This window comes from Asticcacaulis sp., assembly GCA_024707255.1.
In the GTDB taxonomy this organism is placed as follows: Bacteria; Pseudomonadota; Alphaproteobacteria; order Caulobacterales; family Caulobacteraceae; genus Asticcacaulis.
The window spans coordinates 1-13,281 of the sequence record JANQAC010000002.1; the positions used below are offsets into that span (position 1 = coordinate 1).

18 protein-coding genes and 3 pseudogenes are annotated in these 13,281 nt (G+C 69.1%); 3 read left to right on the forward strand and 18 right to left on the reverse strand.

Annotation, left to right across the window (positions count from 1 at the left end; genetic code table 11):
* The 9 genes from NVV72_11240 to NVV72_11280 form a co-directional block, all read right to left on the reverse strand.
* On the reverse strand, positions 1 to 263 hold a 263-nt coding region (locus NVV72_11240; GenBank protein MCR6659887.1), incomplete at its 3' end, for an alpha-hydroxy-acid oxidizing protein.
* Between the two features lie 815 nt (positions 264 to 1,078).
* On the reverse strand, positions 1,079 to 1,345 hold the full coding sequence (locus NVV72_11245) for a hypothetical protein (GenBank protein ID MCR6659888.1): 267 nt from the start codon (positions 1,343 to 1,345) through the stop codon (positions 1,079 to 1,081).
* Positions 1,342 to 1,557, reverse strand: a complete 216-nt coding sequence (locus NVV72_11250) for a hypothetical protein (GenBank protein ID MCR6659889.1) — start codon at positions 1,555 to 1,557, stop codon at positions 1,342 to 1,344. Before NVV72_11250 ends, NVV72_11245 begins: the two co-directional genes overlap by 4 nt.
* A 114-nt stretch (positions 1,558 to 1,671) precedes the next feature.
* Entirely contained in the window at positions 1,672 to 1,812 is a 141-nt protein-coding gene (locus tag NVV72_11255; GenBank protein MCR6659890.1) for a hypothetical protein, read from the reverse strand.
* A gap of 488 nt (positions 1,813 to 2,300) precedes the next feature.
* Positions 2,301 to 2,450: a hypothetical protein gene (locus tag NVV72_11260; protein MCR6659891.1), complete on the reverse strand. Its 150-nt coding sequence runs from the start codon at positions 2,448 to 2,450 to the stop codon at positions 2,301 to 2,303.
* Between the two features lie 1,293 nt (positions 2,451 to 3,743).
* Positions 3,744 to 4,034, reverse strand: coding sequence for a hypothetical protein (locus NVV72_11265; GenBank protein ID MCR6659892.1), 291 nt, complete (start codon positions 4,032 to 4,034; stop codon positions 3,744 to 3,746).
* 173 nt (positions 4,035 to 4,207) lie between these two features.
* Positions 4,208 to 4,420: a hypothetical protein gene (locus NVV72_11270; GenBank protein MCR6659893.1), complete on the reverse strand. Its 213-nt coding sequence runs from the start codon at positions 4,418 to 4,420 to the stop codon at positions 4,208 to 4,210.
* A gap of 304 nt (positions 4,421 to 4,724) precedes the next feature.
* Positions 4,725 to 5,498 (reverse strand): RsmB/NOP family class I SAM-dependent RNA methyltransferase, encoded by a 774-nt coding sequence (locus tag NVV72_11275; protein MCR6659894.1) that lies wholly within the window; start codon positions 5,496 to 5,498, stop codon positions 4,725 to 4,727.
* Between the two features lie 121 nt (positions 5,499 to 5,619).
* Positions 5,620 to 5,934 carry a transcription antitermination protein NusB gene (locus NVV72_11280; GenBank protein ID MCR6659895.1) on the reverse strand — a complete coding sequence of 105 codons (315 nt, stop codon included), beginning with the start codon at positions 5,932 to 5,934 and terminating at the stop codon, positions 5,620 to 5,622.
* A 686-nt stretch (positions 5,935 to 6,620) separates the two neighbouring features.
* On the opposite strand from NVV72_11280, the gene NVV72_11285 reads away from it, so the two are divergent.
* Together NVV72_11285 and NVV72_11290 are read left to right on the forward strand one after the other, a co-directional pair.
* Positions 6,621 to 6,953, forward strand: a complete 333-nt coding sequence (locus NVV72_11285; GenBank protein ID MCR6659896.1) for a hypothetical protein — start codon at positions 6,621 to 6,623, stop codon at positions 6,951 to 6,953.
* A 452-nt stretch (positions 6,954 to 7,405) separates the two neighbouring features.
* Positions 7,406 to 7,573: a DUF1674 domain-containing protein gene (locus NVV72_11290; protein ID MCR6659897.1), complete on the forward strand. Its 168-nt coding sequence runs from the start codon at positions 7,406 to 7,408 to the stop codon at positions 7,571 to 7,573.
* A gap of 83 nt (positions 7,574 to 7,656) precedes the next feature.
* On the opposite strand, the pseudogene NVV72_11295 reads toward NVV72_11290, so the two are convergent.
* The 9 genes and pseudogenes from NVV72_11295 to NVV72_11335 all read right to left on the reverse strand — a co-directional run bounded on the left by NVV72_11295 (position 7,657) and on the right by NVV72_11335 (position 11,822).
* A pseudogene (locus NVV72_11295) lies at positions 7,657 to 8,060 on the reverse strand ((deoxy)nucleoside triphosphate pyrophosphohydrolase).
* Between the two features lie 110 nt (positions 8,061 to 8,170).
* Positions 8,171 to 9,145 (reverse strand): hypothetical protein, encoded by a 975-nt coding sequence (locus NVV72_11300; GenBank protein ID MCR6659898.1) that lies wholly within the window; start codon positions 9,143 to 9,145, stop codon positions 8,171 to 8,173.
* 54 nt (positions 9,146 to 9,199) lie between these two features.
* Complete coding sequence (locus tag NVV72_11305; GenBank protein ID MCR6659899.1) at positions 9,200 to 9,283, reverse strand: SEC-C metal-binding domain-containing protein; 84 nt, start codon at positions 9,281 to 9,283, stop codon at positions 9,200 to 9,202.
* A gap of 220 nt (positions 9,284 to 9,503) precedes the next feature.
* Positions 9,504 to 9,893: pseudogene (locus tag NVV72_11310) on the reverse strand (preprotein translocase subunit SecA).
* A gap of 73 nt (positions 9,894 to 9,966) precedes the next feature.
* Positions 9,967 to 10,113 (reverse strand): annotated as a pseudogene (locus NVV72_11315) (hypothetical protein).
* A 32-nt stretch (positions 10,114 to 10,145) separates the two neighbouring features.
* Entirely contained in the window at positions 10,146 to 10,517 is a 372-nt protein-coding gene (locus tag NVV72_11320; GenBank protein MCR6659900.1) for a hypothetical protein, read from the reverse strand.
* Complete coding sequence (locus tag NVV72_11325) at positions 10,511 to 11,320, reverse strand: hypothetical protein (protein MCR6659901.1); 810 nt, start codon at positions 11,318 to 11,320, stop codon at positions 10,511 to 10,513. The genes NVV72_11320 and NVV72_11325 overlap by 7 nt, the downstream gene beginning before the upstream one ends.
* On the reverse strand, positions 11,242 to 11,610 hold the full coding sequence (locus tag NVV72_11330) for a hypothetical protein (GenBank protein MCR6659902.1): 369 nt from the start codon (positions 11,608 to 11,610) through the stop codon (positions 11,242 to 11,244). The genes NVV72_11325 and NVV72_11330 overlap by 79 nt, the downstream gene beginning before the upstream one ends.
* Positions 11,559 to 11,822, reverse strand: coding sequence for a hypothetical protein (locus tag NVV72_11335; protein ID MCR6659903.1), 264 nt, complete (start codon positions 11,820 to 11,822; stop codon positions 11,559 to 11,561). Before NVV72_11335 ends, NVV72_11330 begins: the two co-directional genes overlap by 52 nt.
* Positions 11,823 to 12,161: 339 nt before the next feature.
* Between NVV72_11335 and NVV72_11340 the strand changes: the two genes are divergently transcribed.
* Entirely contained in the window at positions 12,162 to 13,196 is a 1,035-nt protein-coding gene (locus NVV72_11340) for a peptidylprolyl isomerase (protein ID MCR6659904.1), read from the forward strand.
* Positions 13,197 to 13,281: the final 85 nt, after the last annotated feature.

The following is a 13,281-nucleotide window of genomic DNA, read 5'->3' on the forward strand; positions in this document are numbered from 1 at the left end:
GAGACCGACATGTCGACCTTCTCGACGCCGGTGAGCACGTTCGGCACCAGATCGCAGCTCGAGAACGCCTCGGTGTTGCGGCGGTAGCTGGTCTCGTCCTCCGCCGCGCCGTCGATATAGTGGAAGATCGGCGACGGCGAGCGCGCCGCTTCGCAAGCACCCTGAAGTCGCCGACGTTTCGGCGGCGATCGATTCGATCGAACAGGCCAGGATACATGAAGGAACCTTCGTCCAGATGCCGGGCGTGCGCCGGTGACGGGCACCCGGAACGCCGTTGTGGTTCATGGAAACCGGAAGCGCGGCAGGGTCGATTCAGCGGCATCTCCCGGCCCGGTCGGCGTGTCGGCAGACCGTAACGCCTCGGAAACCGGCCGCCGACGGCGCCGGCCAGGTAGGCGTTGCGCGCAATGGCGATTGTTGGGCGTGCGGTCCCAAGCCCGGCTGCGTCGGCGGGCGATTCCCATCACGCGGCCGGGCGTCCTCGGCGGGGCTTGAGCCCGTCGCCTCAGCGGTGCCATCGCCGCTGCCGCACCATCCGCGGCGCCGGCATAGGCGCGGGCGAGGCCGACGCCAAGCAGGTGGGTTCCGAGCGAGGCCGGCTGCCGGCGAGGCGGCGACGTCGGCACGGATGCGTCCGCCATATTTGTCGGCTTCGATCGCGCTCAGCGTAACGGTGCCTGCGGCCACGGCTCCGGCGAGCGCATCACGGGCAGCCAGTGCCTGCTGCCGCTCGGCCGCGCGGCGCGTCCGTGCCCAGTTCCGGCGCGTCGATGCCGCGGATGCGGACCAGGACGGAAACGTCTGGCCGAATAGAACAGGCGCGGACCGCGAGCGTGTCGCCGTCGATCACCGCTCCACCGCGCCTCCACCGGAGCCGGCGATGCGGCCTGCAGGCAGGACGGCGCCAGCGCCGCGCCCGAAGAAGCGCGGCGGACGCGGCCGCCGAGCTGGATACGAGAGACATGCTTCCGTCCGCGAACGACTGAACGGACGCATCATAAGAAAAATTCCTGAAAACGACAGGAATTTTCTTAACAGCCGGTTTCGGGCGAAGCCGCCGGGCGGCTCCGTCCGCCGCTCAGTGCCGGAAATGGCGCACGCCGGTCATGACCATGGCGAGGCCGGCTTCGTCGGCTGCTGCTATGACCTCGTCGTCGCGCATGGAGCCGCCAGGCTGATCACCGCGGTGGCGCCGGCCTCGACCAGTGCTTCCGCAGACCATCGGCGAAGGGGAAGAAGGCGTCGGAGGCGGCCAGCTGAACTTCGGGGTCAGCGCGCTCGAGGCGGCCTTCGCGGCATCAATGGACTTGCGATGGGCGGCTGAGGCCGAATCGACGCGGCTCATCTGGCCGGCGCCAATGCCGACGGTGGCGCCGATTTCAAATAGACGATGGCGTTGGACTTGACGTGCTTGGCCACTTTGCCGGCGAGGTTCAGGTCGGCCATTTCGGCGCCGTCGGCGCGCGTTTGGTCACGACCTTGAGGTCGCACCCTCCTCGATCTTCTTGTTGTCGCGCGACCCTGCACCAGAAGGCCACCAGCCACGGATTTGACCATCAGGCCATCGGCCCTGGGGCCGGCGATGCCGCAGCGAGTCAGCCAGCTAGGCGGAGGTTCTTCTTGGCGGCCAACGATGGCGCTGGGCCTCCTCGCGTCGCGAGGGGGCGATGATCACCTCGGTGAAGACCTCGACGATCTGGCGGCGGCGTTGGCGTCGATCTGGCGGTTGGTGGCCACGATGCCGCCAAAGGCGGAACCGATCGGTGGGCAGGGCGCCTTGTAGGCGCTCAGAATGCCACCGGCCCTGGCCACGCCGCAGGGATTGGCATGCTTGATGATGGCGACGGCGGCGCCCTGGCGGGTCGAACTCCGCGACCAGCTCGTAAGCGGCGTCGGTGTCGTTGATATTGTTGAAGCTCAGCGCCTTGCCCTGCAGCTGGGGGGCGGTGGCGACACCCCGCGCGGGACGGTCCTCCGATTGGCGTAGAACGCCGCCCACTGATGCGGGTTCTCGCCATAGCCTGCGCCTGGACCAGTTCGCCGCCGAATGCCCACGCCATTTCCGGCGTCTCCATTCGGCTTCGGGATCGGCGGCAGCGCCTCGGCGGCGACGACGTCCATCCAGCGCAGATCGCGGCATCATAGGCGGCGGTGCGGGAGAACGCCTTGGCGGCGAGCCGGCGGCGGAAGGCGGCCGTCGTCGCGCCATCGTGGGCGCCGATCTCGGCCAGCACGCCGGCATAGTCGGCCGGGTCGACCACGATGCTCGCATAGAGCATAGTTCTTGGCGGAGGCGCGGATCATCGCCGGGCGCCGATGTCGATGGTCTCGATCACCTGGCCGACCGCGCCGGAAGCGACGGTTCTCGAACGGATGGTCGATGCCACGAGGTCGAAGGTCAGGATGCCATGGGTCGCGAAGCGCTCGGCGTGCTCGGGATCGTCGCGCACCGCCAGCAGGCCGTGGACCTTCGGGTGGCGTCTTCACCCGGCCGATCATGATCTCCGGAAGCCGGTGATGACGGAGACGTCGATGACCGGAACGCCGGCATCGGCGATCGCCTTGCACGCCGGTGGAGACGGCTCGACGCCCTTAGCCGCGAGCGGCGGCGATTCCACCACGCCCGTCTTGTCGAAACCGAGATCGGGCGCTTTGAGCGACGCGATCGGGCGTGGCGATCTCTTTGACGGTGACGGACATCGCAGCAGGGCTCCGTGGGATTGAAGTCGCGCGCGGGTTAGCACGAATCGACGCCGCCCGAAACCTCGGCCACCCGGCGGGCTGGCATGCCATAGGGGCATGTGGGACGGCCCTGCTGGCCGGCCAGGATATCTCGGCCGAGGATCAAGAACCAGCCCGCGGCGCCTCGGGCGGCGGCGCGCGGCAGGCCGGGTTGCGGCCGGCGGCCTGCCTGTCGAAACGCCGAACGTCGGGGTTGAAAATCGACGCGGCCGTGCAGCACGATCTGCTCGGTGCTGGCGCACCCCCCTGCAGGCCGGCGAGAGATCGATTCTTCGAGCGCGATCTCGGCGCCGTTGGCGGTGAACTGCCGCCTCGCCGTCGGACGAACTGATCAGCACCGAGCTGCCGCCAGCCGCGCGACTGGCGCGGACAGAGGGTGAAGGTGGAAGCGGATGGCGTAGCGCATTCGGCCCGACCGGCGCCGCCTTCGGTCGATGCCATTCAGCCGCCTGCGTCGGCGGTCAGGCGATGGCGCGCTCGTGGATCACGCCAGCGGCCCTGATAGCCATCGTGAGCGGCGGTGAGCACGACATGGTCGGGCGTGTCCTCGCGGTGGACCTCGATCGGGCCGGGGCCTTCCAGGATGAGCAGGCCGAGCCAGCGTTCCAGCCGGCCTCAGGAAGCGCACCGAGGAGGCATCGTCGACGACGAGGTCGATAAGGGCGGCGGTGGATCGGGCCACGGCAGTGCGCAGGCCGCCCTGGACCCCAGAGCGGCGCGCCTGTTGACGACGATGAGGTTCTGCCCGGACGAAAACTCGAACGGAAGCGCGCCCATGCGTCCATGACGGCGGCGGCGGCGGCGCACCGAGCAGCACCGCCTGTCCGCGCTGCTCCGCTGATAGCCAGGAGTGGCTCGCCTTTCGACAGGGCGGTGCCGAAGCGCTCGTCGTGGGCCATGGTGACGACGAGCCCGCGGGGCGTGACGCCGACGCCGTTAAGCAGGCGAAGCGTCTATGCCGGAAGAAGCGGATCATCGGCATCATCCGTCGATGGTGCCCATCAGCGTCGGCGAAGGCGAGACGCCGCGGGCCGAGATCGCCTGCGGATCGGCAGGATCTCGATCAGCGCGTCGAGGATCGCGGATTGCGGGAACGCCCAGTAGCCGCCGTCGGCGAACGGCGTTCGAGCTCGAGATCGAGCACCGGAGCGCGCGCGGACGTGGCGCTCCTGGCCGAAGATCGAGACGGCGGCGGCGACGAGGCCGCAGCGGCCTGGAGGCCGCGGCGGGCCGTCCTGCACGTCGGAGAAGCTGCGGCGCAGGAAGCGCACCTGCCGGGCGAGGGAGCGCATGAAGCGCTGATAGAACGGCCGGTCGCAGCCTTCGAGAATGAGCGGCGACTGCAGCCACGACAGGATGCGCCGCGCCGCACGTCCGGCCGCCAGGCGATGTCGAACTGGCCTTCATGAGGAGCGGACCCAGTCGTCGACGAGCGCGCGGGCGTTTTGAGCGCGACAGCGGCAGATCAGGCGCGCAGATGCCGGAGCCAGCCGAAGCCGTGCAGCGCGGCGGCCCATTCCGGCGAGGGCACCGGCTCGATCTCGAACGGCGAGCGGCCGCCGGCCTCCACGATCTGGCCGGAGAACACGAACACGCCGGCATAGATGTCGGCGGCGACCGTCGGGTCGGCCGTGCGGATGTCCTGATGAGCGATCAGGCGTTCGGGCGTCGCGCCCATCTGCGTCCAGCGGCCGAGCGCGGACGGCCGGAAGCTGAGGCGCAGATCCGCCGCGATCCGGCGCGGCGACAGCTACGTCAGATGGGGTCCGCCTCGCCGGTTTCGCCGCCATTCGCACCTCGCCCGCCGGTGCGCCCCCAGACCGGACGATATCGTCGCGGAAGGAACGGCCCCGGATTCAAACACTTCTGCGCCGATGATACGCACCGATTGGTTACTAGGTTGATGCCGGCGACGCGGTTTTGGCCGCTTTGGGCGCTTCCCGATCGGATGGGCGCTTCCGGTCGACGGAATCGCTCTGATTTCAGGAGTTAGCCCTAGACGCGCATTGGGCCGCGAAGATGCCCCCGAGGCCGCCGCGGCGCTCCTCGGTCGCGGGCAGGTGGAAGGGCAGGGTGCGAGGTCGCCGTCCGCCGTCAGGCATTCGGCGGAGCCGCCGGTCTCCTCCGCACGCCCACGGGCACGCGCCGGAACAGGGCGCCTTCCGCGAGGAAGGGGTCTGGAGCTCGCCTTCTTCCGGCTCCAGCGAGCACGTGCAGTAGACGAGCGTTCCGCCCGGCGCGACCCAGCCGGCCGCGCGCAGCAGCAGGCTCGCCTGCGGGTTGGCGAGCGCGGCGATGTCGTCCGGACCCTTCAGCCGCACCACGTCCGGATGGCGGCGGATGGTGCCGGTCGCGGAACAGGGCGCATCGAGCAGCACGGCGTCGAACAGGGCCTCAGGCTGCCACCCCGCGAGATCCGCGACCACGATTTCGGCATGGAGGCCGAGCCGCGCGAGATTGGAGGCAAGACGCTCCAACCGGGCGGGGGAGATGTCGACGGCGGTGACATGGGCGCCGGCCGCGGCGAAGTTCGTGGGTCTTGCCGCCGGGCGCGGCGCAGAGGTCGGCGACGCGCTTGCCGGCGACATCGCCGAGGAGACGGCGGAAAGCGCGGCGGCGGCATCCTGCACCCACCACGCCCCGTCGAGATAGCCGTCGAGCCGCTCGATCTGGCCGCGCGGAACGAGCCGCACGCTGCCGGTCGGCAGAGCGGTAGCCGCCGAGCCGCTCGGCCCAGCCCTGAGGTCCGACTTCACGGTGAGGTCGAGTGCCCGCCCTCGCCCATGCTGGGCTTCGGCGATGTGCGCGTCCGCGTCCTCCGTAGGCCGCGCTCCAGCGCTGGTAAAGCCAGGCCGGCGTGTTGATGCGCGGTGCGTCCTAGGTCGCGGTCTCCGCCCGGCCGCGCGCGGCGCGCATCACGCCGTTGACGAAGGTGGCGTAGTGCTCGGTATGGCGGTCGGCATGGGCGAGGTCGACGGCAAGCGAGACCGCGGCATGGTCGGGCACGTCGAGGAACAGGAGCTGCGCCGCCGAGATCACGAGGATCGCGTGCGGCGCGCCTTGGCTGGCGTGGCCGCGTGACCAGCCGTCGAGCGCATCCTCGGTCTGTCCGAGCCGGCGCAGCGGACGCCGACGATGGCGCGGGCCAGTGCGCGGTCGCGCTCCGGCAGCACGGCCAGCGGGAGGCGCCATCCACCGGGTCGAGGGCGGCATCGGTAGTGGCCACCAGGCACGGCATCGACGATGGTGGCCGCGGGCTGCGCGCCGGAAGGCCAGGCTTCAGCGACGGCCGACGGCCACCAGGTTTTCCACCGGCACTCTTGTTACCGGAGTTCTTGCCGCCAGAGTTCTTGAGGCCGGCCGGTCGTTGGGCGGCGCCTTCCCGAGCCGCGCCGGCGGTGAGGTCGCCGGGCCGCGCCTGTTCCCGCCCTTGCTGCGGTTTTCGCCGTCCGCCCGGCGTCCCGCGCTCAACCCCAGGGTCCGCGGCTGCCGGGGCGGCGGCGGTCATCCTGCGGCCGCGCCTGTCCCCACAGGCGGACGGGCGGACATGCGGACTGGCCCCGAAGCCCTGCTGCTGCGGGAATCCCGGCTGCGCGAAACCCTGACCGTGGGGCGTGCCGCCGCGCGGGGCGCTCCAGCGGCCGGCAAGCTCCATCAGCGCCGCGACGCGGGTTCTCGGTGTTGGGGTGGGTCGAAAACAGGTTGTCCGCTGCCCGCTCGGGGGATTGATGATGAAGAGATGCGCGGTCGCCGGATTGCGCTCGGCGTCGGGATTGCGGATCGCCTCGGCGCCGATGGCATCTTGGCCAGCGCGGAGGCGAGCCATTGCGGCTGGCCGGTGATCTCGGCGCCGCAGCCGGTCGGCGGCGTATTCGCGCGTGCGCGACACCGCCATCTGCACCATCATCGCCGCGAAGGGCGCCACGATCATCGCCACCAGCACGCCGAGGATGCCGGCCTGGTTGTTCTTGCGGTTGCCGCCGAGGAAGAAGGCGAAATTGCCGAGCATGGAGATGGCGCCGGCGATGGTCGCGGTGATCGTCATGATCAGCGTGTCGTGGTTCTTCACGTGGGCGAGTTCGTGGGCCATCACGCCCGCGACCTCCTCCTGCGTCAGGCGCCGCAGCAGGCCGGTGGTGGCGGCGACCGCCGCGTGCTGCGGGTTGCGCCCGGTGGCGAAGGCGTTCGGCTGGGGCTCGTCGATGATGTAGACGCGCGGCATCGGCAGGTTCGGCGCGCTGGGCGAGCGCCTGCACCATGCCGTAGATACTCCGGCGTGGTCTTCTCGCGTCGACCTCCACCGCGTGGTTCATCGCCAGAACCATCCTGTCGGCGTTCCAGTAGGTGAACAGATTGGTGCCGCGGCGATGACCAGCGCGATCATCATGCCGCTCTGACCGCCGAGCAGTAGCCGACCCCCATGAACAGGGCGGTCAGAGCTGCGAGCGGCAGAGCCGTGCGGAAATAGTTCACGTTGGTCTCCCTCTCGACAACTCTCTCGCCTCCGCCGGGGCTATCGCCTTCATCCGGATGGATGCGCCCGACAGGGCACCTATATGGTCGGAATGGCGCCGGTTTGCCGCAGCCGGCGGGCGATGAGATCGACGGGAGAAAGCCGTGAGCAGGTGATTCCACCCAGCCGCAGCCGCGCGATCTGGCGACGCTGCCCGAAGCCGCGAAAGCGTGCGCTGGCCAATTGGAGGCCGAAGCCCGGCGGGCGAGCGCGGCCGTCGAAGCGGAGGCTTTGCCGCGCGAGATCAACGGCCGCGACGGACCCGAGCCGGTGCGCTTCGGCGACTGGGAAGTGAAGGGCATCGCCTCCGACTTCTGAGGGCAGACCCGCCGTAACCGGCCCGGATCAGGTCGCGGGACGAGGCGGCCGGATGCGCGATGTGTCCGCGAGAGCCTCCAGCGGATCAGGTCGATCAGGTGAGCGATCAGCGGTTCGTCGGCCGGCGGCATGGGAAGCCGCGCAGCTTGGCCGTTTTCAGCCACTGGATCGCCTGGCCTCGCGCGGCCGGCCGGCGCCCCCTTCCAGCGGCGGCAGACATAGAGCGGCATCAGCAGGTGGAAGTCCTCGTAGGGCGCTGGCTCGCGAAGGTCAGCGGCGCCCAGGCGCAGGGGCTTTTGCACGGTGATGCCGAGTTCCTCGTCGAGCTCGCGGATCAGGCACTCCTCCGGTCGCTCGCCGGGCTCGACCTTCCCGCCCGGAAACTCCCAGAGGCCGGCGAGCGCCTTGCCCTGGGTCGCTGCGAAACGAGCACGCGCCCGTCGCTGTCGACGAGGGCGCAGGCGGCGACGAGCACGAGGCGCAGCATCGGGTGATCCTGTCGTGAGAGGAAGACGGCGGCCGCCGGGCGGTAGCCTGCCGGGACGGGAGGTCAAGCGATGGCCGTCGGCTCCGCCCCGGGGCGGGGCGCGTAGACCGTCAGCGCGGCCCCTCCACGCTGAACACGGCCGGCGTCATGGTGGTGATCTCGCCGTCGGTGTTGACGGGCCTGGGATGGCGCGTCTCCACCCGGACATGATGGCCGCGGAAGGTGCGGGTATAGCGGCTGGTGCGATGCAGGCCGAACCGCACCGCGAATGCCGCCTGAACGAGATGGGGCAGTGTGTCGGCGTCGATGGCGAACGTCGAGCATGCCGTCGTCGATCTCGGCATCGGTTGCCGACCATGAGGCCGCCGCCGAAATGCACTCCGTTGCCGACGGTCACCTGGATGGTTTTCAGCGGATCCTTCACGCCGTCGGCCGTGATCCAGACGGTGAAGCGCTGGGTGCAGCGCTTGAAGGCGCGGACTGCGGTGGACGAAGTAACTCAGCGCCTTCAGCCGGCGCTTGGCGTGGCGTCCTGGTGCTGGGCGACCGAGACGGGCAGCCCGATGCTGGCGGCGTTGACGAACACCCGGTCGTTGACGCGGCCAGGTCGATCGCGCAGGTGTGGCCTTCGACGATGTGCGAACGGCCGCGGCGCCGACCGGAATGCCGAGGGTGCGGGCAAGGTCGTTGGCGGTGCCGAATGGCAGCAAGCCGAACGGCTTGCGGATTTCGACCAGCGCCTCTGCGGCGGCGTTCACCGTCCCGTCGCCGCCGGCCAGCACCACGGCATCGAACGCATCGGCGCGGCGGCGGATCATCTCGGCGAGCGCGTCGCAATCGTCGGGCGCCTCCCGCTCGACGGCGATGCCGGCATGGTCGAAGGCGGCGGGCCAGATCGAGGCCCTGCGCCGCCCGTCCTTTTCGGATTGGCGAGTAGGAGGATCGAGCGCGGCGGTTCTGCCATGTGGCGGGCTACCGGTCAGGAAGACGGGCCGCGCCTGCGCCGGCGGCCTGGGGCGTTTCGCCCGAAATTGGCGTATCGCTCGTGTGGCGTCGCGCGCGCATTTTCCAGTGCCGCACAGCACTTTCCGTCCGCCGGACGCATCCGTCCGGCAGGAGGGCCTCGGTCCGGCGCGCGGTCAGGCGGCGAACTGGCCGTGGCAGTGCTTGAACTTCCGGCCCGATCCGCACGGGCAGGGCTCGTTGCGGCCGACCCGGCCCACGTCGCCGGATCGAGGGGTTGCGGTCCGCGGCCGGCGCCGGCTGGAATGCCGCAGCCGCTTCGACGAACTCGTTCTCCCCGGTCACCAGGTCCTCGTGCTCGGCGATGGCGGTCACGCAAGCGTCGCTTCCTCGGAGAGCTGCGGCGGGGTCTGCCAGCTCGACGCGCATCAGCTGCGCGGTGACGGCCTGGCGCAAATTGGCCAGCATCGCCTGGAACAGCTCGAAGGCCTCGCTCTTGTATTCGTTCAGCGGGTCGCGCTGGGCGTAGCCGCGGAAGCCGACGACCGAGCGCAGGTGGTCGAGGTTGACGAGATGCTCGCGCCACAGATGGTCGAGCGTCTGCAGCAGGATCGCGCTCTCGACATGGTCATGATCTCGGGGCCGAAGCGGCTCGGCGCGGTCGTTGGCCGCCTCGTCGGCCGCCTCGGTGATGCGCTCGCGGATCTCCTCGTCGGCGATGCCCTCTTCCTTGGCCCACTCCTCGATCGGCAGGTCGAGGTTGAGCTGGGCGCGCGCGCCTCCTTGAGGCCGGCGGCGTCCCACTGCTCGGCATAGGCGTTTTCGGGGATGTTGCTTGGCGACGAGGTCGTCGATCACGTCGTGGCGCATCTCGGCGACGGTTCTCCGACAGGTTCTCGCCGTCCATCAGCTCGATGCGCTGCTCGAACACCACCTTGCGCTGGTCGTTCATGACGTCGTCGTATTTCAGCAGGTTCTTGCGGATGTCGAAGTTGCGCGCCTCGACCTTCTTCTGCGCCTTCTCCAGCGCCTTGTTGATCCAGGGATGGATGATCGCCTCGTCCTCCTTGAGGCCGAGCTTCTGCAGCATGCCGTCCATGCGCTCGGAGCCGAAGATGCGCATCAGGTCGTCCTGCAGCGACAGGAAGAATTTCGAGCGGCCGGGATCGCCCTGGCGGCCGGAGCGGCCGCGGAGCTGGTTGTCGATGCGGCGCGCTCTCGTGGCGCTCGGTGGCGAGCACGTAGAGGCCGCCCGCGGCGATCGCCTTCTCCTTCAGCCGCGGCGACGTCCGCGCGGATGGCGGCTTCCCGCGCCTCGCGCTCCGGCCCCGCGGGCATGTCGGCCAGCTCCTCGGCGATGCGCATCTCGGCATTGCCGCCGAGCTGGATGTCGGTGCCGCGGCCGGCCATGTTGGTGGCGATGGTGATGGCGCCGGGCTTGCCGGCCTGGGCGACGATCGCCGCCTCCCGCTCATGGTGGCGGGCGTTCAGCACCTCGAAATCCTTGAAGCCTTCCTTGCGCAGCCGCTCGGCGAGCTGCTCCGACTTCTCGATCGAGGTGGTGCCGACCAGGATCGGCTGGCCCTTCTCGCGCGCCTCCTTGATGTCGCGATGATCGCCTTGTATTTCTCCTCGACCGTCCGGTAGACCTCGTCGTCCTCGTCGATGCGCTTGACCGGCAGGTTGGTCGGCACCTCGGTCACTTCGAGGCCGTAGATGTTGCCGAACTCTTCCGCTTCCGTCAGCGCCGTGCCGGTCATGCCGGCGAGCTTCTTGTACATGCGGAAGTAGTTCTGGAAGGTGACCGAGGCGAGCGTCTGGTTCTCCGGCTGGATCGCCACATGCTCCTTGGCCTCCAGCGCCTGGTGCAGGCCTTCCGAATAGCGGCGGCCGGGCATCATGCGGCCGGTGAACTCGTCGATGATGACGATCTCGCCGTTGCGCACGATGTAGTCCTTGTCGCGCTGGAACAGGCGGTGCGCCTTCAGCGCGTTGTTGACGTGGTGCACGATGGCGACGTTCTCGACGTCGTAGAGCGACTCGCCCTTGAGGTGGCCGGCCGCGCGCAGCATGTTCTCCAGCTTCTCGGTGCCTTCCTCGGTGAAGATCGCCGTGCGCTGCTTCTCGTCGACCTCGTAGTCGGCGGGATCGAGCTTCAGGATGAAGGCGTCGATCGTGTTGTACATTTCCGAGCGGTCCTCGAGCGGACCGGAAATGATCAGCGGCGTGCGCGCCTCGTCGACCAGGATCGAGTCCACCTCGTCGACGATCGCGTAGTTGTGGCCGCGCTGCACCATCGGCGGCGCGCTCGTACTTCATGTTGTCGCGCAGATAGTCGAAGCCGAGCTCGTTGTTGGTGCCGTAGGTGACGTCCGCAGGCGTAGGCCGCGCGGCGCTCGTCGTCGGACAGGCCGTGGACGATGATGCCGACGGTGAGGCCGAGGAACTTGTAGATGCGGCCCATCCATTCGGCGTCGCGCTTGGCGAGGTAGTCGTTGACGGTGACGACATGGACGCCCTTGCCGGCGAGCGCGTTCAGATAGACGGGCAGCGTGGCGACCAGCGTCTTGCCTTCGCCGGTGCGCATCTCGGCGATGCCGCCATTGTGAGCACCATGCCGCCGATGAGCTGGACGTCGAAGGGCCGCATGCCGAGCACGCGGCGCGCCGCCTCGCGCACGGTGGCGAAGGCGGGCACCAGGAGGTCGTCGAGGGAGGCGCCGTTGGCGAGGTCGGCGCGGAACTGCTCGGTTCGGGCGTCGAGCTCCTCGTCGGACAGCGCCCTGAGCTCGTTCTCCATCGCATTGATCGCCTCGACCGCGCGGTCGCGTGGATCTTGATGCGCCGATCGTTGGCTGAACCGAATATCTTGCGGGCGAGGACGCCAAGACTGACCATCAAATGGTCCTTTCAACCGTAGTTTTTGCCGGCGGGCCGGCGAAATCCGCGGAACCCGGCAGGCGAAGCGGATTCTGCAAACAGCGAAAAGCGCCCGGAAAACGGTTCTGGACGCAAAGACGCTGGACAGATAAGAGGGGCCTCAACCGATGTCAACGCGCGCCTCCGCGCTAAATAGCGCTGAATTCCGCCACAATTGGACGTGTTTCAAGGCGCCTCAAATCCCCGATCGGAGAGTTCCATGTCCATTTCCTCACGCCGCGCCGCATTCGCCAGGCTGGCGCTTCCTTTCAGCCTCTTCGCGGCGCTGACGGCTTCGGCGGTTGCCCAGGAGACCGCCCCCGCCGAGCAGCCCGCCGCGGAAGCTGCGAAGCCCGCCGCGCCCGATCCGAACAAGGTCATCGCCACCATCGACGGCAAGCCGGTCAGCGAGGCCGAGCTGGCGCTCGCCCTGCAGAGCGTGGACCAGCAATATTCGCAGTTGCCGCCCGAGCAGCGCCGTGCCGCCGCCTTCATGGCGATCATGGAGATCAGGCTGCTCGCCGACAAGGCGGTCGCCGAGGGCCTGGACAAGAACCCGGACTTCCAGCAGCGCATGGCCTTCCTGCAGCAGCGCGCCCTGCACAGCGAGGTGATCGACAAGGACGTCGGCGCCAGGATCACCGCCGAGGAGGTGCGCGCCCGCTACGACAAGCAGATGGCCGACACGCCGCCGGTCAACGAGGTCAAGGCGCGCCACATTCTGGTCAAGACCAAGGAAGAGGCCGACGCGATCATCAAGCAGCTCGACGGCGGCGCCAAGTTCGAGGATCTCGCCGCCCAGCACACCACCGACCCGAGCGGCAAGACCACCGGCGGCGACCTCGGCTATTTCGCGCCCGGCCAGATGGTGCCGGAGTTCGAGAAGGCCGCTTTCGCGCTCAACGTCGGCCAGTATACGAAGGAGCCGGTGCAGAGCCAGTTCGGCTGGCACGTCATCCTCGTCGAGGACAAGCGCGCCCAGCAGCCGCCGGCCTTCGACACGGTCAAGGACCAGATCCGCAACCTCGTCTTCCGCGAAAAATATTTCGCCATGGTCACCGACCTGCGCAAGGCGGCCAAGGTCGACGTCACCGACCCGGACCTGAAGAAGGCCGTCGACGCGATGGAAGCCGCGGACGGGGCGGAAGGCCGGCGAACTGACCGCAGCATCATGCCGGCACCAGCGAGAATGCGGAGCCGGCCGAGGCAATCGGCCGGCTTCTTGCGTTTCACCCGCTGGCGCCGGCGTTCCTGAAACGGCTTGCGCGGTCCCCGCGCTATCGGGCAAACCGAGCCACTTTCCGCGCGTCACATGCCCGAGGCTATAGATGTCGACCACG